The organism is Accumulibacter sp., from assembly GCF_029255145.1.
GTDB lineage: Bacteria > Pseudomonadota > Gammaproteobacteria > Burkholderiales > Rhodocyclaceae > Accumulibacter.
Genome location: NZ_JAPUVQ010000100.1, coordinates 21,206 through 45,829, shown reverse-complemented (window position 1 = coordinate 45,829; position 24,624 = coordinate 21,206). Strand labels below are relative to the sequence as shown.

General features: G+C 64.3%; 24 protein-coding genes. 13 read left to right on the top strand and 11 right to left on the bottom strand.

What is annotated here, in order from left to right; all coding sequences use genetic code 11:
* Window positions 1–19: 19 nt before the first annotated feature.
* From hemL to Q1L50_RS10290, 3 genes are read right to left on the bottom strand one after another with little or no spacing between them, the layout of a single operon-like run.
* Complete coding sequence (hemL, locus tag Q1L50_RS10300) at window positions 20–1,300, bottom strand: glutamate-1-semialdehyde 2,1-aminomutase (RefSeq protein ID WP_300338172.1); 1,281 nt, start codon at window positions 1,298–1,300, stop codon at window positions 20–22.
* Window positions 1,272–1,940, bottom strand: coding sequence for a thiamine phosphate synthase (gene thiE / locus Q1L50_RS10295; protein ID WP_300338171.1), 669 nt, complete (start codon window positions 1,938–1,940; stop codon window positions 1,272–1,274). The genes hemL and thiE overlap by 29 nt, the downstream gene beginning before the upstream one ends.
* Window positions 1,933–2,787: a hydroxymethylpyrimidine/phosphomethylpyrimidine kinase gene (locus tag Q1L50_RS10290; RefSeq protein ID WP_300338183.1), complete on the bottom strand. Its 855-nt coding sequence runs from the start codon at window positions 2,785–2,787 to the stop codon at window positions 1,933–1,935. The genes thiE and Q1L50_RS10290 overlap by 8 nt, the downstream gene beginning before the upstream one ends.
* 121 nt (window positions 2,788–2,908) lie before the next feature.
* On the opposite strand from Q1L50_RS10290, the gene Q1L50_RS10285 reads away from it, so the two are divergent.
* The 6 genes from Q1L50_RS10285 (at window position 2,909) to Q1L50_RS10260 (ending at window position 12,138) form a co-directional block, all read left to right on the top strand.
* On the top strand, window positions 2,909–3,097 hold the full coding sequence (locus Q1L50_RS10285) for a rubredoxin (RefSeq protein ID WP_300338168.1): 189 nt from the start codon (window positions 2,909–2,911) through the stop codon (window positions 3,095–3,097).
* A gap of 90 nt (window positions 3,098–3,187) precedes the next feature.
* Entirely contained in the window at window positions 3,188–3,583 is a 396-nt protein-coding gene (locus Q1L50_RS10280; protein WP_300338166.1) for a response regulator, read from the top strand.
* 14 nt (window positions 3,584–3,597) lie between these two features.
* Window positions 3,598–3,960: a response regulator gene (locus Q1L50_RS10275; RefSeq protein WP_300338164.1), complete on the top strand. Its 363-nt coding sequence runs from the start codon at window positions 3,598–3,600 to the stop codon at window positions 3,958–3,960.
* A 15-nt stretch (window positions 3,961–3,975) separates the two neighbouring features.
* Window positions 3,976–4,488 carry a chemotaxis protein CheW gene (locus Q1L50_RS10270; RefSeq protein ID WP_300338161.1) on the top strand — a complete coding sequence of 171 codons (513 nt, stop codon included), beginning with the start codon at window positions 3,976–3,978 and terminating at the stop codon, window positions 4,486–4,488.
* A gap of 137 nt (window positions 4,489–4,625) precedes the next feature.
* Window positions 4,626–6,725, top strand: a complete 2,100-nt coding sequence (locus tag Q1L50_RS10265; RefSeq protein WP_300338159.1) for a methyl-accepting chemotaxis protein — start codon at window positions 4,626–4,628, stop codon at window positions 6,723–6,725.
* 40 nt (window positions 6,726–6,765) lie between these two features.
* Window positions 6,766–12,138 (top strand): Hpt domain-containing protein, encoded by a 5,373-nt coding sequence (locus tag Q1L50_RS10260; RefSeq protein ID WP_300338156.1) that lies wholly within the window; start codon window positions 6,766–6,768, stop codon window positions 12,136–12,138.
* On the opposite strand, the gene Q1L50_RS10255 is transcribed toward Q1L50_RS10260, so the two are convergent.
* Window positions 12,116–13,567, bottom strand: coding sequence for a deoxyribodipyrimidine photo-lyase (locus tag Q1L50_RS10255; RefSeq protein WP_300338154.1), 1,452 nt, complete (start codon window positions 13,565–13,567; stop codon window positions 12,116–12,118). The genes Q1L50_RS10260 and Q1L50_RS10255 overlap by 23 nt on opposite strands.
* Window positions 13,568–13,611: 44 nt before the next feature.
* On the opposite strand from Q1L50_RS10255, the gene Q1L50_RS10250 reads away from it, so the two are divergent.
* From Q1L50_RS10250 to Q1L50_RS10230, 5 genes are read left to right on the top strand one after another with little or no spacing between them, the layout of a single operon-like run.
* Window positions 13,612–14,172: a YqgE/AlgH family protein gene (locus Q1L50_RS10250; protein WP_300338151.1), complete on the top strand. Its 561-nt coding sequence runs from the start codon at window positions 13,612–13,614 to the stop codon at window positions 14,170–14,172.
* A complete protein-coding gene (gene ruvX / locus Q1L50_RS10245) occupies window positions 14,165–14,650 on the top strand; it encodes a Holliday junction resolvase RuvX (RefSeq protein WP_300338148.1) in 486 nt (161 codons plus the stop codon). Before Q1L50_RS10250 ends, ruvX begins: the two co-directional genes overlap by 8 nt.
* Window positions 14,622–15,143: a bifunctional pyr operon transcriptional regulator/uracil phosphoribosyltransferase PyrR gene (gene pyrR, locus Q1L50_RS10240; RefSeq protein WP_300338145.1), complete on the top strand. Its 522-nt coding sequence runs from the start codon at window positions 14,622–14,624 to the stop codon at window positions 15,141–15,143. The genes ruvX and pyrR overlap by 29 nt, the downstream gene beginning before the upstream one ends.
* Window positions 15,136–16,095 carry an aspartate carbamoyltransferase catalytic subunit gene (locus Q1L50_RS10235; RefSeq protein ID WP_300338142.1) on the top strand — a complete coding sequence of 320 codons (960 nt, stop codon included), beginning with the start codon at window positions 15,136–15,138 and terminating at the stop codon, window positions 16,093–16,095. Before pyrR ends, Q1L50_RS10235 begins: the two co-directional genes overlap by 8 nt.
* Window positions 16,096–16,098: 3 nt before the next feature.
* Window positions 16,099–17,352, top strand: coding sequence for a dihydroorotase (locus tag Q1L50_RS10230; RefSeq protein WP_300338139.1), 1,254 nt, complete (start codon window positions 16,099–16,101; stop codon window positions 17,350–17,352).
* 73 nt (window positions 17,353–17,425) lie between these two features.
* Here Q1L50_RS10230 and Q1L50_RS10225 read toward each other — a convergent pair whose 3' ends face one another.
* From Q1L50_RS10225 to Q1L50_RS10210, 4 genes are read right to left on the bottom strand one after another with little or no spacing between them, the layout of a single operon-like run.
* Window positions 17,426–17,716: a DUF167 domain-containing protein gene (locus Q1L50_RS10225; RefSeq protein ID WP_300338137.1), complete on the bottom strand. Its 291-nt coding sequence runs from the start codon at window positions 17,714–17,716 to the stop codon at window positions 17,426–17,428.
* Between the two features lie 3 nt (window positions 17,717–17,719).
* On the bottom strand, window positions 17,720–18,259 hold the full coding sequence (locus Q1L50_RS10220; protein WP_300338135.1) for a YggT family protein: 540 nt from the start codon (window positions 18,257–18,259) through the stop codon (window positions 17,720–17,722).
* Entirely contained in the window at window positions 18,259–19,074 is an 816-nt protein-coding gene (gene proC, locus Q1L50_RS10215) for a pyrroline-5-carboxylate reductase (protein WP_300338132.1), read from the bottom strand. The genes Q1L50_RS10220 and proC overlap by 1 nt, the downstream gene beginning before the upstream one ends.
* Window positions 19,071–19,760, bottom strand: a complete 690-nt coding sequence (locus Q1L50_RS10210) for a YggS family pyridoxal phosphate-dependent enzyme (RefSeq protein WP_300338129.1) — start codon at window positions 19,758–19,760, stop codon at window positions 19,071–19,073. Before Q1L50_RS10210 ends, proC begins: the two co-directional genes overlap by 4 nt.
* Window positions 19,761–19,828: 68 nt before the next feature.
* Here Q1L50_RS10210 and Q1L50_RS10205 point away from each other — a divergent pair, with 68 nt between their 5' ends.
* Both Q1L50_RS10205 and Q1L50_RS10200 read left to right on the top strand, forming a co-directional pair.
* Window positions 19,829–20,875: a type IV pilus twitching motility protein PilT gene (locus tag Q1L50_RS10205; RefSeq protein ID WP_300338127.1), complete on the top strand. Its 1,047-nt coding sequence runs from the start codon at window positions 19,829–19,831 to the stop codon at window positions 20,873–20,875.
* A gap of 27 nt (window positions 20,876–20,902) precedes the next feature.
* Window positions 20,903–22,039, top strand: a complete 1,137-nt coding sequence (locus Q1L50_RS10200; protein WP_300338124.1) for a PilT/PilU family type 4a pilus ATPase — start codon at window positions 20,903–20,905, stop codon at window positions 22,037–22,039.
* A 62-nt stretch (window positions 22,040–22,101) separates the two neighbouring features.
* Here Q1L50_RS10200 and Q1L50_RS10195 read toward each other — a convergent pair whose 3' ends face one another.
* Genes Q1L50_RS10195 through Q1L50_RS10185 form a run of 3 tightly spaced genes read right to left on the bottom strand, consistent with a single transcriptional unit; the run spans window position 22,102 to window position 24,598 of the window.
* Window positions 22,102–23,256, bottom strand: coding sequence for a THUMP domain-containing protein (locus Q1L50_RS10195; protein ID WP_300338122.1), 1,155 nt, complete (start codon window positions 23,254–23,256; stop codon window positions 22,102–22,104).
* Between the two features lie 29 nt (window positions 23,257–23,285).
* A complete protein-coding gene (locus Q1L50_RS10190) occupies window positions 23,286–23,702 on the bottom strand; it encodes a CopD family protein (RefSeq protein WP_300338120.1) in 417 nt (138 codons plus the stop codon).
* Window positions 23,693–24,598: an SDR family oxidoreductase gene (locus Q1L50_RS10185; protein ID WP_300338117.1), complete on the bottom strand. Its 906-nt coding sequence runs from the start codon at window positions 24,596–24,598 to the stop codon at window positions 23,693–23,695. Before Q1L50_RS10185 ends, Q1L50_RS10190 begins: the two co-directional genes overlap by 10 nt.
* Window positions 24,599–24,624 lie beyond the last annotated feature (26 nt).

Below are 24,624 nucleotides of genomic sequence, written 5' to 3'. Positions count from 1 at the left end.
GCTGCCCCGCCGAGGCCGCTCACCAGGCCTTGAAGACGCCATCGGCGGCGGCCACAGTCGCTGCCACATCGTCCTCGCCATGAGCAGCCGAAACGAAGCCCGCTTCAAAGGCTGACGGGGCGAAATAATGGCCGGCGTCGAGCATGCCGTGGAAGAAGCGCTTGAATGCCTGCTGGTCGCAAGCCATCGCCTCGGCGTAGTTCTCCGGGCACTCGGAACGGAAATACAGCCCGAACATGCCGCCCATCGCTTGCGCCGAAAACGGTACCCCATGTTTGCGCGCCGCCGCCAGCAGCCCATCGGTCAGCTGCCGGGTACGCTGCGCCAGGCGCTCGTAGAAGCCCGCCGCGCGCACCAGCCGAAGCGTCGCCAGGCCGGCGGCGACGGCCACCGGATTGCCGGACAAGGTCCCGGCCTGGTACACCGGCCCCAGCGGCGAGATCCTGGCCATGATTTCGCGGCGGCCGCCAAAGGCGCCAACCGGCATGCCGCCGCCGATTACCTTGCCGAGCGTCGTGAGATCCGGCCCAATCCCATAGATCCCTTGTGCGCCCTGGGCATCGACGCGAAAACCGCTCATCACCTCATCGAAAATCAGCACCGTGCCGTGCCGATCGCATTGTTCGCGCAGGGCCTGCAGGAAAGCGGCCTTGGGGGCGATCAGGTTCATGTTGCCGGCCACCGGTTCGACGATCACGGCGGCGATCTTCGCGCCGTGCTCGGCAAACGCCGCCTCGAGTCCGGGGATATCGTTATAGTCGAGAACCATGGTGTGTTTGGCGATGTCGGCGGGCACGCCAGCCGAACTGGGATTGCCGAGGGTGAGCATTCCCGAGCCGGCCTTGACCAGCAGACTGTCGGAATGACCGTGGTAACAGCCCTCGAACTTGATCAGCAGGTCGCGACCGGTATGGCCGCGCGCCAGGCGGATGGCACTCATCGTCGCCTCGGTCCCTGAACTGACCAGGCGCACCATCTCCAGCGAGGGCAACAGCTCGCAGAGCAGGTCGGCGAGTTCCACCTCGCTCTCGGTCGGCGCGCCGAATGAAAGCCCTCTGACCGCTGCGTCGCGAACGGCGGCAATCACCGCGGGATGGGCGTGGCCGAGAATCAGCGGCCCCCACGAGCCGACGTAATCGATGTAGGTCGTGCCGTCGGCGTCGGTGACGCGAGCACCCGTACCCTCGACGAAGAAGCGCGGCGTGCCGCCGACCGACCGAAACGCCCGTACCGGCGAGTTGACGCCACCCGGAATGTGTACCTGGGCGCGCTCAAAAAGTTGCTGATTGCGGGAGATCACGAGCACTTTCCTCGAATAGTTGTTGATAGGCGGCGGCTCGCGAGGCCACATCGGGAGCCGCGAACAGGTCGCTGACCACGGCCAGCAGGTCGGCGCCGGCAATCAGCAAGGGCGCCGCGTTCTCGACCGTGATACCGCCGATGGCGCAGGCCGGCAATTGCAGTTCAGCGCGGCAGCGGGCGAATAGCGACAACGGCGCACGCACGGCCAGCGGTTTGGTCGACGACGGATGCATCGCCCCGAATGCCACGTAGTCGGCACCGGCGACAGCAGCGCCACGGGCACGCTCGAAGTCGTCGTAGCACGACGCACCGAGTAGCGCGCCCGCGGGCAGCGCCCGTCGTGCCGCCGCGAGTTCGCCGTCGGCAGCGCCGAGGTGCACCCCGTCGGCATCGACCGCCAGTGCCAGAGCGAGATCGTCGTTGATCAGCAAGCGGGCACTGAACTGCCTGCAAAGGCTGCGCAAGGCGCGGGCGGTTTCGGCTCGGCGGGCAGCGTCCCGACCTTTGTCGCGAAACTGAACGAGTACCGTACCGCCCATCAAGGCAGCCCGCACCCGCTCCAGCAAGATGTTGGGCGCCAGACAGTCCGGCGTGATCGCGTACAGGCCACGCAGGCTGCGGACGGCGGCTTCAGCCATCGAGACGGCCACCACGCGCGCGGCGCATCTGGAAGAAACGATCGGGCAGATGTTGCCCCATTCCCGCACGGAACCCGGCAGCCAGTGCCAGCCAGGTGTACTCCTGGGCAGCGCGGGTCGCATCGCTCACCGGCAAGCCGATGGCCAGTTGCGCAGCCAGCGCCGACGCCAGGGTGCAGCCCGAACCATGGTAGGTGGCGGGCAGGCGGTCCCAGGCATCGCTACGAACCAGGCCGCCGCCGGCTCCGCCGTACAGGCGGTTGACCACCCGCGGCGAGCTGTCGTGCGTTCCGGTCAGCAACACGTAGGCGCAGCCGAACGACAGCAGGCGTTGCGCGCAATCGGCCAAGGTCGGATGGTCATCGTCATCAGCGTCGTCAACAGTGGCCAGTCGGCGCGCTTCGAGAGTATTCGGTGTCAGCACGGTGGTCAGCGGCAGCAGTATCTCGCGCAGGCCGGAAATCATCTCCTGATCGGCCAGTTCGTCGCCGCGTCCGGAGGCCAGCACCGGGTCGAGCACCAGCGGCACACCGGGATAATCGGCGAGGATCTCGGCGATTACCGCGAGGTTCTCGACGCTGCCCAGCAGACCAATCTTGAACGCCGCAACCGGCATGTCCTCCAGCAGAGTCCGCGCCTGATCCTCGACCCAGTCAGCATCGATCGCCAGGACGCTGGCGACGCCCACGGTATCCTGTACGGTCAACGCCGTGGTCACCGACAGCGGATGACAGCCGAGTGCGGCGATGGTCATCAGGTCGGCTTGCAGACCGGCGCCTCCAGACGGATCGCAGGCGGCGAAGGTCAGCACCATCGGCGGCGGCAATCGGGCGAGGTATTGGTTCATCAGCAACAGGCCGCTGTCCGGGAAGGTTTCCGTCAAGCAAAGAAAGTCTTGGCAGCAAGAGATGGGTTTGGCTAGAATCTAGCGGCTTTTAACCGATTCTAACCGAAAACAGACGGCAACCATGAACGCAGCGAACGAGCGCCAATACCGCACCTGGATGTGCCTTACCTGTGGCTTCATTTATGACGAAGCCGCTGGCCTGCCGGACGAGGGAATAGCCCCGGGCACACCCTGGCATGACATCCCGATCAACTGGACCTGCCCCGAATGCGGCGCGCGCAAGGAAGACTTCGAAATGGTCGAAATCTGAAGACAATGCGGTATAGTAGTGTCAGCAGGAAATCCTGCTGGATCAGGGACATTCGCAGAACAATAACCTGACACACCCTGGAGGAGACATTTGGCTGAAGCTGCAAACTTGCGCGGCGTCAAGGTCATGGTTATCGATGACAGCAATACCATCCGGCGCAGCGCGGAGATTTTCCTCGTTCAGGCCGGCTGCCAGGTTCTGCTGGCCGAAGATGGTTTTGACGCTTTGGCAAAAATCTCCGATCACCAGCCAGCCGTCATTTTCTGCGACATCGTCATGCCGCGACTCGACGGCTATCAGACTTGCGCGCTGATCAAGAAGAACCAGCGTTTCCGATCCACGCCGGTAATCATGCTGTCGTCAAAGGATGGCCTGTTTGACCGCGCCCGCGGCCGCATGGTCGGCTCGGACCAGTACCTGACCAAGCCTTTTACCAAAGACAGTCTCCTGCAGACGGTCGCCACCTTTGCGCCACCGCCAGCCTGAGGAAGCCAGCCCCGATGACCATCAAGAAAATCCTCGTCGTTGACGATTCGCCGACCGAACGTCACGTCATGAAGGCCTTGCTTACCAGCAGCGGTTATGAGGTGCTTACCGCGGAAAGCGGTGAAGAAGGCATCGCCACGGCCAAGCGCGAGCTACCGGACCTGATCCTGATGGACGTCGTCATGCCCGGCCTCAACGGCTACCAGGCGACCCGCACCTTGACTCGCGACGAAGCCACGCGGAACATCCCGGTCATCGTCTGCACCACCAAGGGACAGGAAACAGACAAGATCTGGGGCTTGCGCCAGGGCGCCCAGGATTATCTGGTCAAACCGGTCAACGGCCAGGAGCTGCTGGCCAAAATCGCAGCGCTGTGAACCGGTAGCAAGGGCATGACCAAGAAAATCAGCCTGCACGACTTTCAGTCGTACCTGGCGGCACGGCTGGCGGGTACCGGCAACCAGAGCGCGGCGGGGCTGCTCGGCATTCAGGCCGGGGCAAACGACTACTGGCTTCTTGACCTGGCGGACTCGGGCGAAATTGTCCCGCTCACCCCTCTGACCACCGTCCCGCTGACCAGGCCGTGGTTTGCCGGCATCGCCAACATTCGCGGCAACCTGTATTCGGCGGTCGACTTCTCGGCCTTTCTCGGCAAGGAAGCGACCCCGCAGAATGCCAGTTCGCGGCTGCTGTTGATCGGTACCCGCCATGGTAGCAACGCCGCCCTGCTGGTCACCCGCATGATCGGTCTGCGCAATGTCGAGGCCTTGAATTGCGAAGCGCCAGATCCGACGGCACCCGCCTGGGCACCTGAAGCGTACACCGACAACGAAGGACGTCGCTGGAAGAAACTCAAGGTGCGCGAGCTGCTGGCTGACGAAGCGTTCATGGACATTGGCGTGTGAGCCCCCGGCCCCGGACAGACGCTCGACGGCAACCAGTCACCCCGTAGATCCCGAGTAACCGGAGAAGCAAAATGACGTTCAAATCCAAGCTGCCGGGCTTCTTGTCCCGTACGACGGACCCGGCAGGTGAGACGTTGGTGGCTCGCACAATCATGGATCCAGACGAGCCGGAGAGCGACGGGGCGCCCCCGTTTGCCCCGCCTCTGCTCAGCCGTTATCCGGTTGCGAAACAACTACAGATTCTCGGTGGAGCGCTTCTGCTGATCATGCTGATCATCGCCATTGTCATTTACCGGGACGACCGCAAGTCGGCCTACGGCACTGCCTACATCGCCGCCACCGGAGACATGGGGATGCTGTCACAGCGGCTGGCGAAGGCGTCCAGCCTGGCCTTGCTCGGCAACCCGACGGCTTTCAAGCAACTGAGGGACTCGCGAGACAGCTTCGCAACGCAGCTTGACCGGCTGACCAACGGCGGCGAACTGGCCGGTACGGACGTCCCGGCCTCACCGGGCAGCGTCGAGCCACAATTGCTGGCCCTGACGCAAACCTGGGAGAAGACCGACAAGAACGCCGCTCGCCTGCTGGAAATGGAGAAGAACCTGATCTCACTCGGCAAGGACGTCGCCTCGATCAACGACAAGAACCCGCAACTGCTGGAACTCGCGGGACAGATCGCCGCGCTCAAGCTGCAGAGCAGCGCCGGCATTCGCGAGATTGCCGCCGCCAACCAGCTGGTCATGCTCACCCAGCGGATTGCAAAGAATGCCAATTCGCTGCTCGTCGGCGACGCCATCGACTCGGAAGTAGCCTTCTTGCTGGGCAAGGATACGAACACTTTTCGTGACACGCTGAAAGCGCTGACCAAGGGCAGCGAAGCGCAGCGGATCGCCGCGACGACCGACCCCGATACCCGACAGAAGCTCACCGAACTGGATGCCAGCTTCGCCGAGTACCACACCGCGGTAGGTGCCATCCTCGGCAACCTGCAGCGGCTGGTGATTGCCAAGCAGGCGGGTTCTCAGATCTTTCGCGACAGCGAACAACTGCTAGAGGCAACCGACCAGCTGACCCAGGCCTACCAGGGCACGGTCATGAAACGCACCGGCTACGGCTTCGCGCTGGCCGGTCTGATCCTGCTGGCCATCGCCCTGTTGCTGCTGCTGGCGAGAACCTATCTCGCGGAGAGCCGCCGCCAGGCCGAAACGGCCGAGCGCAGCCGGCGCGAGACGGAACTGGTCAACCGCCAGAATCAGGATGCGATCCTGCGTCTGATGAACGAACTCGGCGACCTCGCCGACGGCGACCTGACCGTCACCGCCACCGTTTCGGAAGACATCACAGGCGCCATCGCCGACTCGATCAACTACACCATCGAGGAACTCCGTCTCCTGGTCGGGCGCATCAACGACGCCGCCAACCGGGTAACCGTCGCCACCGGAATCGCCCAGCAGACATCCACCGAACTGCTCTCGGCGGCCGAGCGCCAGACCGCCGAAATCAAGTCGGCGGGCCAGTCGGTCCTGGCCATGTCGAGTTCGATGACCAACGTCTCGACCGACGCCAGGCAGTCGGCAACGGTTGCCCGCCAATCCCTGGCGGCAGCCGCCAAGGGAACACAAGCCGTCGAGGACTCGATCAAGGGCATGAACAAGATCCGCGACCAGATCCAGGAGACCTCGAAGCGAATCAAGCGGCTCGGCGAATCCTCGCAGGAAATCGGTGAAATCGTCGAGTTGATCTCGGACATCACCGAGCAAACCAACGTGCTGGCGCTGAATGCGGCCATTCAGGCGGCCTCGGCCGGCGAGGCCGGGCGCGGCTTCACGGTCGTCGCCGAGGAGGTACAGCGACTCGCTGAACGTTCTGGCGAAGCGACCAAGCAGATCGGTGCGATCGTCAGGACCATCCAGACCGACACTCAGGACACCGTCTCGGCGATGGAAGAGTCGACCCGTGGCGTGGTCGAGGGCGCCCGGCTTTCCGACGCGGCGGGGCAGGCTCTGGCCGAGATTGGTCAGGTGTCGAGCGAACTGACGGCGCTGATCGAAACCATCGCTGGCGCCACGCGTCAGCAATCGGAATCAGCGACCAGAGTGGCCCGCAAGATGCAGGAAATACTACTGGTCACCGGCCAGACCACGGCGGGCACCCAGAAGACGGCGACGGCAATTGGCGAGCTGGCCGGTCTGGCCACGGAGCTAAAGGGTTCGGTCGCCGGCTTCAAGGTGACCTGAACAGCCGCGGCTAGAGAGTGACCTGGAGAGGCCTTCCCGGATGAATGCACCGACGAACTTCGATATCGGCCCGCTGACCTGGGTCAAGAGCGAGATCGACCTCGCGCTGGAGCGCGCCGACAAAGCGCTGCAAGAGTTCGCCGCGAGCGCGATCGACGACAGCGTCGATCGCACCCAGGTCAGGTTCTGCCGCACCCACCTCCACCAGGTGCAGGGAGCACTGACCATCGTCGGTCTTGATGGCGTCACCCAGTATGCCGAAGCGCTGGAGTCGCTGCTTGAGGAGGTCGAACAGCAGCGCCTGCCGGCCACGCCCGAGGTCATTGACCTGGCGCGCCGCGCGATGGCCGATCTGCGCCACTATCTGGACGATCTGCTTGGCGGCCAGCCAAATCAGCCGCTACGGCTTTTGCCCCTCTACCGTGCGCTGCAGACGGCACGTGGGCAAGAACGTGTCACCCCGACGGACCTCTTTTTCCCCAACCTCCAGGTCCAGCCACCGCGTCGCGCTGGCGGTACGCCGAAGATCGGCCACGGCGAGCTTCAGCGGCGCCTGCGTCAGCAGCGGGCGCATTTCCAGCGCGGCCTGCTGTCGTGGTTGCGCGCTCCGCAAGACGGCGCCGGGGTGCCGGAAATGCTGGACGCCGTCAAGCGCATCGAAGCCATCCAGGAGCTGCCTTCGGCCCGCTCGTTCTGGTGGGTAGCGACCGCCTTCCTGTCGGCCCTCGCTGAACGCGTGCTGGCACCGGACGCCGATGCCCGGCAACTATGCACGCGCATCGACCTGCAGATACGCCGCCTGCTTGAAGGCTCGAACAACGTCGCCGAACGCCTGATGCGCGATGCGCTGTATCTCGTCGCCAGCGCCGACAGCGACCATCGTGCCGTGCGCCGCGTCAAGGAAGCGTACCAGTTGACGGCCCTGATGCCCGAGACCTCACCAGAGGCGCCGGTCGCGGTGGAGGCCGTCCGCCGCCGCTTGCGTGAGACCATTGCCGCCACCGAGGAATCCTGGAACAGGTTCTGCGCCGGCACGACACAGGCCCTGCCAAGCTTCCAGACCAATACCGTTGCGCTGTCGGCGGTGGTCGAGGACCTGGGTCACGCGGACTATCAGCGCCTCGTGCAGGCGATCGCCGAGGTGGCCAGCTTCCTCACCCGCACGCCGTCGGGACAAACGGAAGCGCTGGCCATGGAAACGGCCACCGCGATCCTCCTTGCGCAACACGCGCAGGGCAACATCCAGTACCTGGACAGCAGCTTCACGCATCAGGTCGAGGTGATGGTCGACCGGATTCGTGCATGCCTTGGCGGAAATCCACCGCCACCGGAGTCCGAACTGCCCTTGCTCGACGAAATGTCACGGCAGGTGCAGGAAAAACTGCTAATCAGCCAGGTTGCCAGGGAGATTCAGAGCAACCTGACGCAAATCGAACAGGTCCTTGATGGCTTTTTCCGTGATGTCGACAAGCAAACCGATCTGGACGGCCTGGAAAACCCGATCCGCCAGGTGATTGGTGCGCTGACGATGATGCGCCACGATGCAGCGGTTGCCGTTCTGCAACGGTGCGCGCAAGACATCAGAACCTTCGCGACACCGGACTACAAGCGGCAAGAGGCTGACTTCGAGCGCCTTGCCGAGCAGTTGTCGCTGATCGGATTCTTTGTCGACGCGCTGCAACACGGTGCGACCGACTTCGCGGCGTTCGTCGACAACATGCAGTCCGGCACCGCCCGGACATCGATCGGCAAGCCTCCGGCGGCCAGCGTGGAGAGGGAACTTGACCAGCGCAAACGAGCGCTGCACGCCTCGCTGGCGGACTTCAGGGTGCGAGCCGACGATGCACGCCTGCGCCAGGAAGTGCAGCACGGTCTCATGGCGCTGCAGAAGGACGCCGACCTGGTTGGCGACAAAGCGCTCGGCGAGCAGAGCAAACAGCTGCTCGCGACGCTGCTGGCCGGTGGCGATGCAAGCCGCCAGATCGATCAGACGATGGCCGTGCTCGTGCCGCGGGCGCCCGAGACACCGCAACCGTCGGCAGAAACGATCCAGCTCTCGCAGGCCAGCAGCGAAGAACTCGACGCAGAAATCCTCGAGATCTTCATCGAGGAAGCGGCCGAGGTCCTGGCGAGCATGAGTCGAAATTTCCAGCTGCTGCAATCGCAGCCGCACGACGTCGAGGTGCTGACCGCGCTGCGCCGCTCGGTGCATACGCTCAAGGGCAGCGGCCGGATGGTCGGCCTCAAGGATCTGGGCGAAGCGGCCTGGTCGGTCGAGCAACTGCTCAACCTCTGGCTGCGCCAGGAGCACGAGGTCACGCCAGCGATCCTCGAACTGCTCGGCCAGGCATGCGCCGTTTTTGTCGCCTGGGTGGAGTACCTGAAAACCGGCCACGGGCAGGCACCGGATGCAGCGGGCTTGATCGAGCTCGCCGAGGCGCTCAGACGCGGCAGCGAGAGCGTCGTCGACTTGCCGCTCGCAACCGAACAGGCGGCTGCGCAGGCCAGCGCCGCTGACTATGCAACCCGCATCGCCGAGACCGAGACGAAAACCGAAGGCGATGCTTCCGAGACCTTCGTGCGGCTGTCGATCGCACCAGCACTGGCCGAAATCTTCAACGAGGAAGCCGGGGGACACCTGGCTACCCTGCAGAGCGGGCTGCTGATCCTCGAAGCTGATCCCGCCGCCCCCACTGCACACGAAATGTATCGCGCCGCCCACACCCTGGGCGGCATCGCCGGAACGGTCGGCATAGAGGCCGTCAACCGACTCGGCGTAGCCCTCGAACGCGCGCTGTTACGGCGCAATCACACCGCCCATCCCAATCATCCAGAAGCGCTCGAAACCGTCCGCCAGGCAATTGCCGCCCTCGCCGTGATGCTGCATGACATCGCCGCCGACCAGCAACCCGAAGCAAGGCACTCACTGGTCGAGGCGCTTGAGGCACTGTACCCGGAGCAATTCGTCGAGCAGCCGGCGGCGCTCGCCGACGCCGACGACGAGCAAGAGCCGCTTGCGTCACAACCGTCGCTGCCGACCGCCGCGTCTTCACCGGCAGCAGTGCCGGCCGCCGGCGGGGTGGCGATCGCCATTCCGGAAATGCAGGACGAACTCGACGAGCAACTGCTGCCCCTGTTTCTGGAGGAAGCACTCGACCTCACCCAGAGCATCGCGACGCAATTGCGCTCGTGGCGCAACAACCCTTCCGACACCGACGTCGTTCGTCGCCTGGCGCGCCTGTTTCATACCCTAAAGGGCAGCGCTCGAATGGCCGGAGCGATGAACCTTGGCGAACTGACGCACGCCATCGAAACGCGCATGGCTGAAGCGCAGCAGGCGGGTGGCGCGCCGCTCGAACTGATTGACGATCTCGACAACGCCTTCGACGTCATCGTGCAGATCGTCGAACACCTGCAGCGCGGCGAGTCTGCGGACGCACCGGTCGAGGTATCCGACGCGACCGCTTCCGATCTGGCGGTGGAGCGCACGGGCGACGTCGACGCCCTCGGCACGGCCGCTGATCAGGGCGCCCCGCCGGCCCAGCCGGAGCAACACGACGCAGACGCCGAAGGCGCCGGACAGCGCGCGCTGCTGCGTGTACGCGCCGACCTGATCGATCGCCTGGTCAACGAAGCCGGCGAATTGTCGATTGCGCGTTCCCGGATCGAAGGCGAGATGCGCGCCATCAAGGGTTCCTTGCTCGACCTGACCGAGAACGTAATCCGCCTGCGCCGGCAGTTGCGCGATATTGAACTGCAGGCCGAATTGCAGATGCAGTCGCGCACCGCGCTCGCCGATGATCGCCGCCAGGCCGACTTCGATCCCCTGGAATTCGATCGCTTCACGCGTTTTCAGGAGCTGACACGGATGATGGCCGAGTCGGTCAACGACGTGGCTACCGTACAGCAGAATCTGTTGAAGAATCTGGACGACGCCAACGCCGCGATCCTCGCCCAGTCTCGTCTGAACCGCGAAGTTCAGCAGGAGCTGATGTCGGTACGCATGGTGCCGTTCGCCAGCATCGCCGATCGTCTCTACCGGATCGTTCGGCAGGCCGGCAAGGAGCTTGGCAAGCGCGCCAATCTGGAAATCAGCGGTGCTCAGTTGCAGCTCGACCGAACCGTTCTCGACAAGATGCTGGCACCGCTTGAACACATGCTCCGTAACGCCATTGCGCACGGACTGGAAGACGCCCCGGTTCGTCTGGCCAAGGGCAAGCCGGAAATTGGCGAACTGTCGCTGACGCTGACCCAGGAGGGCAACGAGGTCATTGTCTCTTTTGCCGACGATGGCGCCGGCCTCGACCTGCAACGGTTGCGCGAACGAGGCCTGGCGGCCGGCCTGCTGACCAGGAACGAAGCCGCCGACGAAGCGCAGGTGATCGAGATGATTTTCGCCCCCGGGATCTCGACCGCCAGCGGCGTGTCGCGCCTGGCTGGCCGGGGAATCGGCATGGACGTCCTAAAGAGCGCGGTGACCAGCCTTGGCGGGCGGATCGAAGTTCTCTCTCGCCCCGACCAGGGGACCACCTTCCGCCTCTACCTGCCGCTGACTCTAGCAGTAACCAAAGCCTTGCTGGTTCGCTCTGGCCACCGCCAGTACGCAATCCCCGCAGCGATGATCGAGCAGGTGCTGGATCTCAAGGAAAAGGGGCTGACCCGAATCCGCGAGGCGGGAGTCGCCGTATGGACCAACAACCAGTATCCATTCCACTACCTGCCGCACCTTCTCGGTGACCCGCGGGCACTACCGGAAAGACACCACCAGTACTGGGTCCTGCTGCTGCGCAGCGGTACCCGCCGAATTGCCGTGCAGGTCGATGAGGTCCTGGGCAATCAGGAAATCGTGGTCAAGAACATCGGACCACAACTGGCCCGGGTCATCGGCGTGGCCGGCGCAACCGTTCTCGGCAATGGGCAGGTCCTGCTGATCCTGAATCCGGTTGCTCTGGGTAGTCGCCCACGCACCGCACCGACGGTCTCGCCGGTGCCGACGGTGCGCCAGGCGACGGCGGCCGACACGGTCACCGCCACCCTGCCGACGGTGATGATCGTCGACGACTCGCTGACCGTGCGCAAGATCACCAGTCGCCTGCTGGCGCGCGAACGATACCAGGTGATGACCGCCAAGGACGGCGTCGATGCGCTGGAACAACTGGTCGCAGTGATCCCCGACGTGCTGCTGGTAGACATCGAGATGCCGCGCATGGACGGCTTCGAGTTCACCAGGAACGTGCGCGCGGACAAACGCCTGCACCGTGTTCCGATCATCATGATCACCTCGCGCACCGCCGACAAGCACCGTCAGTACGCGCAGGAACTTGGCGTCAACAACTACCTGGGCAAGCCGTATCAGGAAGATGAACTGCTACGGCTGGTAGCGGAACACGTCAGGGCGCAGCGAGGCGCTTGACGACGGCGTAGCGTTGCAGGGTTCGCAGCCTCGCCTGCTGATGATCGACCAGCGGTGCTGGTGTGTCGCGCCCGATACGCACCCCGGAGGCGAGTTGCTCGGACACGCTCATGCGCCATGGAGCGTGAATGAACTTGTCGGGAACCCTGGCCAGTTCCGGCAGATAGCGGCGGATGAACCTGCCGGCGGGGTCGAAGCGCTCAGACTGCGTCACCGGGTTGAAGATGCGAAAGTATGGTTGCGCATCGCAGCCCGTTGACGCCACCCATTGCCAACCGCCGTTATTGGCCGACAGATCGAAATCGTTGAGCTGACGCGCGAAGTAGGCTTCGCCGCGCCGCCAGTCGATGCCGAGATCCTTGATCAGGAATGAGGCGGCGAGCATGCGCAGGCGGTTATGCATGTAACCGCTACGGTTTAGCTGGCGCATCGCCGCGTCGACCAGCGGGTAGCCGGTGCGTCCGTCACACCAGGCGGAGAAGACCTCGTCCGCCGCCGGCCCCTGCTCCCAGTCGATGGCATCGTACGCCGGCTTGAAGGCGCGCTCGGTAACATGTGGAAAACGATCGAGAATCATGAAGTAGAAGTCGCGCCAGATCAGCTCGGAAAGCCAGCTTGCCGCCCCCCCGCCGGGCACGCTCAGGGCGCCGGCGGCGAGGACCTTGGCCACCAGATTGCGAATCGACACGGTTCCGAAGCGCAGGTGAACCGACAGATAGGACACCCCCTTGACGGCCGGAAAATCACGCTGCTCGCGGTAGCGCGAAAGGCGTCCCAGGAAGTCGGCCAGCAGTTGCCGACCGCCCGACATCCCGGGCACGATACCGAGCGCTCGCAGGTCGGTCGCGGCAAAGCCGAGTTCCGCCAACCCCGGAACGCCCTTGGCGGCCGGTACCGTTGCCAGTGTCCCTGACCGCCCTTCGTACGGCCGCCAGTCGTCCTCACCGAGCCGCTTCAGCCACGCCTTCTGGTACGGCGTGAAGACGGTATACGGACGTCCGGCCCCGGTCAGCACCTCTGCGCCATCAAGCGTCGCCTGATCCTTGAAGGACTCGAAGGCGATTCCATCTGCCGCCAGCGCTGCGCTGACCACTGCATCGCGTCGCTTGGCCAGTGGCTCGTAATCGCGATTGGCGAACACCGCCGCTACGCCAAGTGCCTTCGCCAGTGCGGGAAGCTCTCTGGCCGCCCAACCCTGGCGTACCAGCAAGGCACCACCACGCCGGCGTAGCGCGGCATCCAGCTCGACCAACGATTCGCGAATGAATTCCACCCGGCGATCGCTGCGGCTCTCCAGCCCATCGAGGATCTCGTGATCGAAGACGAAGGCACAATAGACCCGCCGCGCGCGTCGCTGCGCCTCGCCAAGCGCGGCGTGATCGAAATCACGCAGATCGCGCCGAAACCAGACCAGAATCGAATCAACCATGGATTAGCTTTGTGTCCTTTGCCGCCGCCGATTAAAATGAGACCATGCAGAGTATCAACCTCACCGACCATTTTCTCATTGCCATGCCGGCAATGGCCGATCCGTATTTCGCCAGGACGCTGGTCTATATCGCCGAGCACAACGAGCGCGGCGCCTTGGGGGTAATCGTCAATCGGCCGATCGACATGAGCCTGGGGACGCTGCTCGACAAGATCGAAGTGCCCCTCGAGGCCGAGGGCTTTGCCAACCTCCCGGTCCTTTTCGGTGGCCCGGTGCAGACCGATCGTGGCTTCGTGCTGCACCGGCCAGTCGGCCACTGGCAGTCGACGCTGGTGGTCAACCGGCACGTCGGACTGACCAGCTCGCGCGACATCCTGCAGGCGGTCGCCCAGCGTGGACAGCCACACGATGTGATGGTCACTCTGGGCTACTCGGGCTGGTCGGCCGGCCAGCTCGAACACGAACTGGCACAGAACGCCTGGCTGACGGTAGCGGCGGAACTGCCGATTCTCTTCGAACTGCCCTACGAAGAGAGGCTGGCGTCGGCGCTCGACCTACTTGGCGTGAACCTGACCAATCTTGCCGATCAGGTCGGCCATGCGTGAGCCGGCCGGAAATCCGGCCGGCTCAGTCCTCGCTTTCGACTTCGGAGAAAAGCGCATCGGTGTCGCGGTCGGCGACTGGCAACTGCGGCAGGCCCACCCCTTGACCACCATCCACGGTGAAGCCAACGTCGCGCGCTTCGCCGCCATCGCCGCTCTGGTCCAGGAATGGCAAGCGAAGACGCTGGTCGTCGGACGGCCCCTGACGCTCGACGGCGCGGCACACGCCATGACCGCTCGCTGCGAGCGCTTCGCCAGGCAACTGCACGGCCGCTTCGGACTCGGTGTCGATTATGCCGAAGAGCGTCTTTCCTCGAGCGAAGCGCAGGAACGACTGCGGGCCTCGGGACACAGCTCCCGCAGCGCCAGAAAGCACCTGGACGCCGTCGCTGCGCAATTGATCCTGCAGAGCTATTTTGACAGCCAACCCGCAACCCAACCCGCAAGAGCTGATGACCGCCCAACCGACCCCCGCCATTGAACTCCCCGACGCCAACGCCCAATGTATCGAACTCGCCGCACTGATCCGTCCGCGGCTTCGCCCGGATACCGTCCTGGTCGGTATTCATAGCGGTGGCGTCTGGGTCGCCCGGCGACTGCGTGAGCTGCTGCAGCTGCGCAACGAAATCGGCCTGATCGACGTCTCCTTCTACCGCGACGATTACGGCGAGAAAGGTCTTCACCCGCGAGTCAAGCCGACGTCGATTCCCTTCGATGTCGAAGGCCGGCCACTGATCCTGGTAGACGATGTGCTGTACACCGGCCGGACGACGCGCGCGGCGATCAACGAACTGTTCGACTATGGCCGCCCGGCCAGCATCCAGCTCGCGGTTCTTGCCGATCGCGGCCAGCGTCAGCTGCCGATCTGCGCCGACTTCTGCACCTGGCGAGTCGATCTCGAGCCGTCGCAGGAACTGGAACTCTCGGTGCCTGCCAGCGGCCAGCTACAGTGGAGTCTCGCCGAGCATGCGTAACCCCCAACTCAACGCCAATGGCGAACTGACCCACCTGCTGTCGATCGAGGGACTGCCGCGCGCGGTGCTCACGCAAATCCTGGACACCGCGTCGAGCTTTATCGAGGTGTCCGACCGCGACGTCAAGAAAGTACCCTTGTTGCGCGGCAAGAGCGTCTTCAACGTCTTCTTCGAGAATTCCACCCGCACCCGAACGACCTTTGAAATCGCCGCCAAGCGCCTGTCGGCGGACGTCATCAACCTCGACGTGACGCGTTCCTCGACCGCCAAGGGAGAGACCCTGCTCGACACCGTCGACAACCTCGTTGCCATGCACGCCGACATGTTTGTCGTGCGGCACGCGGCCAGCGGTGCCCCGCACCTGATCGCCGACCATCTGCGCCGCGTCGGACGCAACGACGTGCATGTGGTCAACGCCGGCGACGGACGGCACGCACACCCGACGCAGGGTCTGCTCGACATGTACACCATCCGGCATTACAAGAAGGAGTTCACCAGTCTGGTGGTCGCCGTGGTCGGCGACATCCTGCACTCACGCGTCGCGCGCTCGGACATCAACGCCCTGGGCACGCTCGGCGCCGCCGAAATCCGCGCTGTTGGCCCGCAGACCCTGCTGCCGACGGCGATCGAAAGAATGGGCGTGCGGGTCTGCCATGACCTGCGCGAAGGACTCCGCGACTGCGATGTAGTTATCATGCTGCGCCTGCAGAACGAGCGTATGAACGGTGCACTGCTGCCTTCGGCGCGCGAATACTTCCACTGTTACGGACTGACGCCGGCGATGCTGGCGCTGGCCAGACCGGACGCCATAGTGATGCACCCCGGGCCGATGAATCGCGGCGTCGAAATCGACTCGGATGTCGCCGACGGACCGCAAGCGGTGATCCTGCCGCAGGTGACCTTCGGGATTGCCGTGCGCATGGCGGTGATGGGCATCCTGGCCGGGAACTGAGCGATGAACAAGCAAAACCTGCAGATCCAGAATGCCCGGCTGGTCGATCCCGCCAGCGGCCTCGATGCCCACCTCGACCTGTTCCTTGCCGACGGACGTATCGCCGCGGTCGGCCAGCCACCTGCGGGCTTCTCGGCCGACCGCAGCATCGACGCGGCCGGGCTGATCGTCTGTCCCGGGCTGGTCGATCTATCCACCCGCCTGGGCAGCATCGAGCCGGAGCTCGGCGCCGCGGTATCTGGCGGCGTCACTTCGCTGGCCTGCCCGCCGGACACCAAACCGCCACTCGACGAACCGGGACTGGTCGAGCGTCTGGTCCGGCGTAGCGAAACACTGGGTCTGGCACGCGTCTATCCGATCGGCGCGCTGACCCAGGAACTGGCCGGCCAGCGACTCGCCGAAATGAACAGCCTGGCGCGTGCCGGCTGCATCGGTTTTTCGCAGGCCAACCAGTCGATCGATACGCAGTTGCTGCTGCGCGCCATGCGGTACGCCGCCACTTTCGGCTACGCGGTTCGTCTGCGGCCGCAAGATCAGTTTCTCGCTCGTGGCGGCGTCGCCCACGATGGCGAGGTCGCCGCCAGACTGGGGCTGACCGGCGTGCCGGTATCGGCCGAAACCGTCGCCACCGCGACCGCCCTTCTCCTGGCGTCCGAAACCGGCGTCCGCCTGCACCTTTCCCGCCTGTCGTCGGCCGCCGGCGTCGCCTTGGTCCGCCAGGCCAAGCATTCGGGCATGCAGGTCAGCTGCGACGTGTCGATCCACCACCTGCACCTTTCCGAGATGGACGTCGGCTACTTCGACAGCAACGCCCGCTTCGATCCGCCACTGCGCGCTTCAAGCGATCGCGATGCGCTCCGCGCAGCCGCCCGGGAAGGACTGGCGGCGATTTGTTCGGACCATACGCCGGTCGACGCCGACGGCAAGCAGGTGCCGTTTGCCGAAGCCCTGCCCGGCGCCACCGGCCTTGAGCTGTTACTGCCCCTGACACTGCTGTGGGCCGAGCAATCTGAGCTGCCACTGGCCACCGCGCTGGCCCGCGTGACCTGTGATCCGGCAGCCATCCTCGGCATCGACGCCGGTTCCCTGCGCATCGGCAGTCCGGCCGACGTCTGCGTCTTCGACCCCGCCGAATCGTGGCGGGTCACCGCGGAGTCCCTGCGTAGCCAAGGAAAGAATACCCCCTACCTGGGTTACGAAGTGAGCGGCAGGGTGCGCATGACGCTGGTCGGCGGGCGAATCGTTTTCGAGGCCTGAAAACGGCGCATCTCCCTGCCCGCCCAGTACCACGTCGAAAGCGGAAAATCATCGGCGTAGACGCGGCGCTTGCTCACTCCCCGAGCAGGCGCCGTGGCGCGTCGGCAGGCGCGCCACTCACCGCCAGAACCTTGCGTCGCGCCTTCTGGCCGCTTTTCAGCACCACCGCCGACCTCGGCAGAGCGAGCCGCTGGGCGACAAATTCGATCAGGGCCGCATTCGCGCGACCGTCGATCGCTGGCGCCGCGAGGCGGATCTTGAGCGCATCGCCGTGTTCGCCAGCAACTTCCGTTTTCTTCGCAGCGGGCTGGACGTACACCGTCAGGATGATAGAAGCGGCCGCTTCGCGCAGCCAGTCGGCCACCGCTTACAGGAACATCAGCAGCAGTTGCGCGAGGACGATGGCGATCAGCGGCGACAAGTCTATCGCACCGACGGTCGGAACCACGCGCTGAATCGGGCGCAGGAAGGGCCGCGTAAGCTGCGCAACGGGCTGACTCAAGGGCGAGTACGGACTGACCCACGACAGGACCGCCTGCACCAGTAGCGCACCGATCAGCAAGTAGATGCTGAAGCGCAAGGTCGCCAGCAGCGCTGACCACAACAGGAGCGGCAGCAGCGACGCCGCCGGCCAGGCTTCCATGCTGCCTTGAACTGACGTGGCGGCGACCGTGAGGATCAGTTGCAGCAGATACGCTGGCAAGAGGCTCGCCAAGTCCAGGCCGAACAGCCCCGGCAGCGCCTTGCGCAGGGGCTTGACCAGCCAGTTGGTCAAGTCGACCACGAAGGTGCCGACCTGATTGTTGAAGGACACACGAAAAGCCTGCATGTAGAAGCGCAGCAGCAGCGCGAAGGTCAGAAAACCGGTCAACGCCTGCAGCAGGAACAAACCCGCCTGGGCGACCATCAACTGTCCTTTCCGAGCAACTCGCCGAGTTCGCGGCTGCGCGTATTCGCAGCCAGTACGCCGGCGATGAAGCCCACGCGCACACCCAGTTCCTCCATGGTGCGCAGGGCCGCTTCGGTGGTCCCCCCTTTGGAAGTGACGCGTTCGCGCAGTACCGCCGCCGCCTCGTCCGACTGTACCGCCAGCTTGGCGGCGCCGAGCACCGTTTCGATCGATAGCTGACGGGCCTGGGCGGGGGTCAGGTTAAGGTCGATGGCAGCCTGCTGCAGCGCCTCGATGAACAGGAATACGTAGGCCGGGCCACTCCCGGAGATGGCTGTCACCGCGTCCATCTGCGCCTCATCGGCGACCCACAGCGTACTGCCGACAGCCTGCAGGATGCGCTCGGCACCGAGGCGTTCGGCCATCGACACCGCCGGCAGGGCACATAGACCGGTGATCCCGCAGCCGATCAGCGCCGGCGTATTGGGCATCGCCCGGACGATCTTGCCGTAACCGCCCAGCCAGCGCGAAATGTCGCTCAGGCGCAGGCCGGCCGCAATGCTGATGATCAGTTGCTGCTTGAGACGCGCCGGCAGCGACTCGCAGGCGTCGCGCATCTGCTGTGGTTTCACCGACAGCAGCAGCGCATCGCAGTCCAGCGCCGCGGCTGTCGGCGCCTCATAGCAGCGCACCCCGTACACCAGCCGCAGCTTGGCGCGTCCCTGCGCGCCAAGCTCGATGACCGCGATGTCGGCCGTCGCAAAACCGGTCTTCACCAAGCCACCGATCAGGGCGTTGGCCATATTGCCGCCGCCCAGGAAAGTAATTCTCATGCTCTGTTTCTCTCGCCAAAAATCGCTGTACCGACGCGCACCACCGTCGACCCCTCGGCAATTGCTGCCTCCAGGTCATGCGACATGCCCATCGAAAGTGTATCAAGCAATAGGCCATCGGCCTGCAGTTGTTCGGAAAGTTCCCGTAGACGGCGAAACGGGCGCCGCTGCTCACGAAAATCGTCGGCGGGCGCCGGAATGGTCATCAGGCCGCGCAGGCGCAGCTTCGGCAGAACGGCAACCGCTTGCGCCAGCGCTGGCGCTTCGGCAAGTGAAACGCCACCCTTGCTGGCCTCGCAGCTGACATTCACCTGCAGGCAGACCGACAGCGGCGGCAGCGACGCCGGGCGTTGCTCGGAGAGGCGTTCGGCGACCCGCAAGCGATCGACGGAGTGCACCCAGCTGAAAGTCTCGGCCAGCACCCGCGTCTTGTTGCTTTGCAGGGAGCCGATGAAATGCCAGTCCAGCCCCAGCGTCCGCAGCTCGACCACTTTTTCCAGGGCCTCCTGGACAAAGCTCTCGCCAAAGGCCCTCTGTCCGGCCGTCGCCGCGTCGCGAACGCGGGCTGCGGGCCAGGTCTTGCTGACCGCGAGCAGAAGAACGTCAGCGGGATCCCGTCCGTACAGCCGCGCCGCGCGGGCGATTCGCACGAGAACGGCTTGCAGCTTGGCGGGAAGTGTGGTCATAATCAGGCGTTGCGCAGGTTGCCGAGAGTATAGCACCGCGCCCCGCCCCCGCCCTAGGACCGAACCGGATGGACATCACCGAACTGCTGGCCTTCAGTGTCAAGAACAAGGCTTCCGACCTCCACCTGTCGTCGGGCCTGCCACCGATGATCCGGGTAAATGGCGACGTGCGCCGCATCAACCTGCCAGCAATGGAGCACAAGGACGTCCATGCCATGGTGTACGACATCATGAGCGACGGCCAGCGCAAGCAGTACGAAGACACCAGGGAGTGCGATTTCTCGTTCGAGATCCCCAATCTGGCGCGCTTCCGGGTCAACGCCTTCGTCCAGAATCGCGGGGCCAGTGCGGTCTTCCGAACAATTCCTTCGAAGGTGCTGACGCTTGAAGAGCTCAACTGCCCGAAGATCTTCAAGGACATCTCGGAGTATCCCCGCGGCATTGTGCTGGTCACCGGCCCGACCGGCTCGGGCAAGTCGACCACCCTGGCGGCGATGGTCAATCACGTCAATGAGAACATGTACGGTCACATCCTCACCGTCGAGGACCCGATCGAATTCGTCCACCAGTCGAAAAAGAGCCTGATCAACCAGCGCGAAATCGGCACCCACACGCTGTCGTTCCAGAACGCCCTGCGCTCGGCGCTGCGCGAGGATCCGGACGTCATCCTGGTCGGCGAACTGCGTGATCTCGAAACAATACGCCTAGCGCTGACCGGCGCCGAGACCGGCCACCTGGTGTTCGCTACCCTGCACACCTCCAGCGCCGCCAAGACCATCGACCGGGTCATCGACGTGTTCCCGGCGGCCGAGAAAGAAATGGTTCGATCGATGCTTTCCGAGTCACTGCGCGCGGTGATTTCGCAAACACTGCTCAAGACCAAGGATGGTCTCGGACGCATAGCCGCTCACGAGATCATGATCGGCACCCCGGCAATCCGCAACCTGATCCGCGAGAACAAGGTTGCCCAGATGTACTCCGCGCTGCAGACAGGACAGCAGCATGGCATGCAGACGCTCGACCAGACGCTGGTGGAGCTCGTCAAGCGCAACATGGTGTCGGTCGCCGAAGCCCGCAGCAAGGCTGCCAGCAAGGACGCCTTCCCCGGCATCTAGACTCGCCCGGCGAGCAGGAGAAACAGCATGGAGCACGATCAAGCGCTAAAGTTCATGCACGAACTGCTACGCCTGATGACCCAGAGGAACGGTTCCGACCTCTTCATCACCGCGCATTTTCCGCCGGCGATCAAGATCGACGGGAAAGTCATGCCGGTATCGAACCAGCCGCTGTTGCCGCAGCACTCGGCCGAGTTGGCGCGCTCGATCATGAACGACCGGCAAGCCACCGAGTTCGAGGAAAAGAAGGAGTGCAACTTTGCCATCTCGCCTTCCGGGATCGGCCGCTTCCGCGTCAACGCAATGGTGCAGCAGGGTCGTGTCGCGGTGGTCTGCCGGACGATCAACCTGCTGGTGCCAACGCTCGACGATCTCGCTTTGCCGCCGGTCCTCAAGGACATTGCCCTGACCAGCCGCGGCCTGGTCATTTTCGTTGGCGGCACCGGTACCGGCAAGACCACCTCGCTGGCCGCGCTGGTCGATCACCGCAACCGTAACAGTCACGGCCACATCATCACCATCGAGGACCCGATCGAATTCGTTCATGAACACAAGAAGTGCATCATCACCCAACGCGAAATCGGCGTCGACACGGACTCCTGGGAAGTGGCGCTGAAGAACACCCTGCGGCAGGCACCAAACGTGATCATGATGGGCGAAATCCGCGACCGGGCGACCATGGATTACGCCGTCGCCTTTGCCGAAACCGGGCATCTGTGCCTGGCCACCCTGCATGCCAACAGCAGCAACCAGGCGATCGACCGAATCATCAACTTCTTCCCCGAGGAACGCCGCCACCAGTTGCTGATGGACCTCTCGCTGAACCTGCGGGCGCTGGTCTCGCAGCGCCTGCTGCCGAAGAAGGACGGCAAGGGACGAGTGCCGGCGATCGAGGTACTGCTCAATTCGCCGCTGATCTCGGACCTCATCTTCAAGGGCCAGGTGCAGGAAATCAAGGATGTGATGAAGCGCTCTCGCGAACTCGGAATGCAGACTTTCGACCAGGCTCTGTTTGATCTCTACGAAGCGGGTCAGATCACCTACCCGGACGCACTGCGCAATGCCGATTCGCTCAACGACCTGAGGCTGCAGATCAAGCTGCACGGCAAGGAGTCGCACGACAGGGACCTCAGCGCCGGCATCGGCCACCTGGGCATCGTCTAGCGGGCGACCGAGCCTCCAGCCGCCAAGCTGAGCCGGCCGGCCGTGACGGTGACGGCGCGCAACTACGAAGCGTCGGCCGCAGCCTTGCCGCGGTTGCTGCCGGCGACCATTCTGAATTCGTAGAGACGGCAATCAAGAGCGCCGTTGAACAGAGGCGTCTTCTTGCTAGGGGTCAGGCGGACCAGTTTCGGCAGGCGACTGTCGGCGCTGATCAGGAAGCAGTTCCAGCCAGCAAAGCGGCGCTTCAGGGCATGTCCCAGCAAGGGATAGAAAGCCGCCAGCTCGTCATCGCTGGACACGCGCTCGCCGTAAGGCGGATTGCTGACCAGCACGCCATGCGCAGCCGGCGCGTCGATCTCGAGCAAATCACCGGAGCCCAGCTTGACTGCCGGCAGCAGCCCAGCGCGATCGAGGTTGGCCAGCGCGGCGCGAACCGCTACCGGCGAAATGTCGCTGCCAAAGATCGCTGCGTTCTGAACCGGCTTCTCGGCTGCTTGCGCGGTGTCGAGCAGGCCCTTCCAGGCCAGCGGATCGAAATTGCGCAGGCCTTGAAAGGCGAACTCACGCCTGCTACCCGGGGCACGGCCGAGCGCGATCTGTGCCGCCTCAAGTAGAAAGGTGCCGCTACCGCACATCGGGTCCAGCAGCGCCGTGCCAGGCTGCCAGCCGCTGAGGCGCAGGATGCCGGCCGCCAAGTTTTCCCGCAGGGGCGCTTCAACGGTTTTCTGGCGAAAACCACGCTGGTAGAGTGGCGCCCCGGAGGTATCAAGGTACAGCGTGCACTCGTCGCTGCTGATGAAGCCCCGAATGCGTACGTCCGGCTGCCGCGTATCGACGCTTGGCCGCCGCCCGAAATCGCGGCGGAAGCGATCACAGATGGCGTCCTTGATGCGCAGGGTGACGAAATCGATACTCTTCAGCGGACTTTTCACCGCGTTGACGTCGACCCGGATGGTCTGCTCCGGAACGAACCACTTAGGCCAGGACGTCTCAAACGTCAGCCGATAGATGTCTTCCTCCTTGACATAAGGAGCGTGCGCCACCCGGCACAAGATGCGCGTGGCGATCCGCGAGTGGAGGTTGGCGCGGTAACAAGCGGGCCACTCGGCGACGAAATGCACGCCACCCGAGGTCTGCCTCAGATCACCAGCACCAGCCGCCGCCAGATCTTCAAGCAGCAAGGTTTCGAGGCCGCGCGGACAACTTGCAAAGAACATTTCCACCTTTGTCTCCCGATGGGCGTGGACTAGAACGGCTTGACGACGACCAAGTAAGTCACGGCCAGCAGGAGCACTACCGGCAGTTCATTGAACCAGCGAAACCAGACGTGACCGCGCGCCTGTCTACCGGTCTGGAAGTCGCGCAGCAACCGCCCGCAGTACGCGTGATAGGCGACCAGCACGACCACCAGCGCGGTCTTGGCGTGCAGCCAGCCACCCGAGAACCCGTAGCCCAGCCACAGCCATAGCCCGAGGGCGACCGCCAGAAAGCCGATCGGGGTCATGAATCGATAGAGCTTGCCGGCCATCAGCAGCAGCCGATCTCTTTCGGCAGCGCTGGCGGACTCGACCATCGCCAGATTGACGAAAATGCGTGGCAGGTAGAAAAGGCCGGCAAACCAGCTGACCACCATCCACAGATGCAGAACCTTGACTACGAGCACAAACTCTTCCTTTCGCTCACTGCCGCCGCCACGCCATCCTCGACCCGTGGAAAGCGCAACCTGGCCCGGAGTTCCTTCTTGATGCGCTGGTTATCCAATCGGCGCGATTCACTCATGAACGACAACTGCAACGGCGACAGTTGCCTTTGTGCCTCAACGCGCGACAAGCGGGGCACTCGCGGCAGGCCAAAACGATCGGCCACCAGGTCGAAGTAGGTGCCCATGGTGATCTCCGAATCGTCTGTCGCGTTGTAGCTGCGGTTGCTGCGCCCGTAGCGGAGCGCCGCGCAGGCGATCATCGCCAGGTCTTCTGCGTGCACATGATTGGTGTACACGTCGTCCGCATCGCGCAGCGCTGCGGTGCCCTGCCGCACGCGCTCCAGCGGCAAACGGTCGGCCGCGTAGATGCCTGGTGCGCGCAGAATGCTGACCACCACACCGCGGCGGCCGAAGGCCCGCAACTGGCGCTCGGCGTCAACCCGGCGGTGGGCGCGAGCGGTGGCCGGGCGAACAGCGCGGGTCTCGTCGATCCGCTCGCCGGCGCAGTCCCCATAGACGCCGGTGGTGCTTATATAGACGATTCGCTGTGGTAGACTCAAACCGCGACCCAGCGCGGCGAGCAGCGATCGGGTCCGGGTATCGTGCCAGTCGCTGGCGCAACCTGTCCGCGTCGCGGCGGGCGGCGCCAGATGGACGACGATCTCGGCCAGGCCGGCGATCCGCTGCAGGCTGCGTGCCTGGTCCAGATCAGCAAGGACCGGACGGGCGCCCCGGTTGCGCCAGAAAGCGAGTTGCTCCGGATCGCGTACCAGTGCGAAGACGCGGTAGTGGCCGAGCAGGTGTGGCAGCAAACGGCGGGCAATATCTCCACAGCCGACGATCAAAAGTTTTTGCACCGCGCAATTTTACCGGAATCGGACAT

Excerpts from the sequence above, each read along its gene's own strand:
- thiE (WP_300338171.1), bottom strand. The coding sequence starts at position 1,940 with ATGGCTGAAGCCGCCGTCCGCAGCCTGCGTGGCCTGTACGCGATCACG.
- Q1L50_RS10290 (WP_300338183.1), bottom strand. The coding sequence starts at position 2,787 with ATGAACCAATACCTCGCCCGATTGCCGCCGCCGATGGTGCTGACCTTC.
- Q1L50_RS10285 (WP_300338168.1), top strand. The coding sequence starts at position 2,909 with ATGAACGCAGCGAACGAGCGCCAATACCGCACCTGGATGTGCCTTACC.
- Q1L50_RS10275 (WP_300338164.1), top strand. The coding sequence starts at position 3,598 with ATGACCATCAAGAAAATCCTCGTCGTTGACGATTCGCCGACCGAACGT.
- Q1L50_RS10270 (WP_300338161.1), top strand. The coding sequence starts at position 3,976 with ATGACCAAGAAAATCAGCCTGCACGACTTTCAGTCGTACCTGGCGGCA.
- Q1L50_RS10260 (WP_300338156.1), top strand. The coding sequence starts at position 6,766 with ATGAATGCACCGACGAACTTCGATATCGGCCCGCTGACCTGGGTCAAG.
- Q1L50_RS10255 (WP_300338154.1), bottom strand. The coding sequence starts at position 13,567 with ATGGTTGATTCGATTCTGGTCTGGTTTCGGCGCGATCTGCGTGATTTC.
- Q1L50_RS10250 (WP_300338151.1), top strand. The coding sequence starts at position 13,612 with ATGCAGAGTATCAACCTCACCGACCATTTTCTCATTGCCATGCCGGCA.
- ruvX (WP_300338148.1), top strand. The coding sequence starts at position 14,165 with ATGCGTGAGCCGGCCGGAAATCCGGCCGGCTCAGTCCTCGCTTTCGAC.
- pyrR (WP_300338145.1), top strand. The coding sequence starts at position 14,622 with ATGACCGCCCAACCGACCCCCGCCATTGAACTCCCCGACGCCAACGCC.
- Q1L50_RS10235 (WP_300338142.1), top strand. The coding sequence starts at position 15,136 with ATGCGTAACCCCCAACTCAACGCCAATGGCGAACTGACCCACCTGCTG.
- Q1L50_RS10230 (WP_300338139.1), top strand. The coding sequence starts at position 16,099 with ATGAACAAGCAAAACCTGCAGATCCAGAATGCCCGGCTGGTCGATCCC.
- Q1L50_RS10220 (WP_300338135.1), bottom strand. The coding sequence starts at position 18,259 with ATGGTCGCCCAGGCGGGTTTGTTCCTGCTGCAGGCGTTGACCGGTTTT.
- proC (WP_300338132.1), bottom strand. The coding sequence starts at position 19,074 with ATGAGAATTACTTTCCTGGGCGGCGGCAATATGGCCAACGCCCTGATC.
- Q1L50_RS10210 (WP_300338129.1), bottom strand. The coding sequence starts at position 19,760 with ATGACCACACTTCCCGCCAAGCTGCAAGCCGTTCTCGTGCGAATCGCC.
- Q1L50_RS10205 (WP_300338127.1), top strand. The coding sequence starts at position 19,829 with ATGGACATCACCGAACTGCTGGCCTTCAGTGTCAAGAACAAGGCTTCC.
- Q1L50_RS10200 (WP_300338124.1), top strand. The coding sequence starts at position 20,903 with ATGGAGCACGATCAAGCGCTAAAGTTCATGCACGAACTGCTACGCCTG.
- Q1L50_RS10195 (WP_300338122.1), bottom strand. The coding sequence starts at position 23,256 with ATGTTCTTTGCAAGTTGTCCGCGCGGCCTCGAAACCTTGCTGCTTGAA.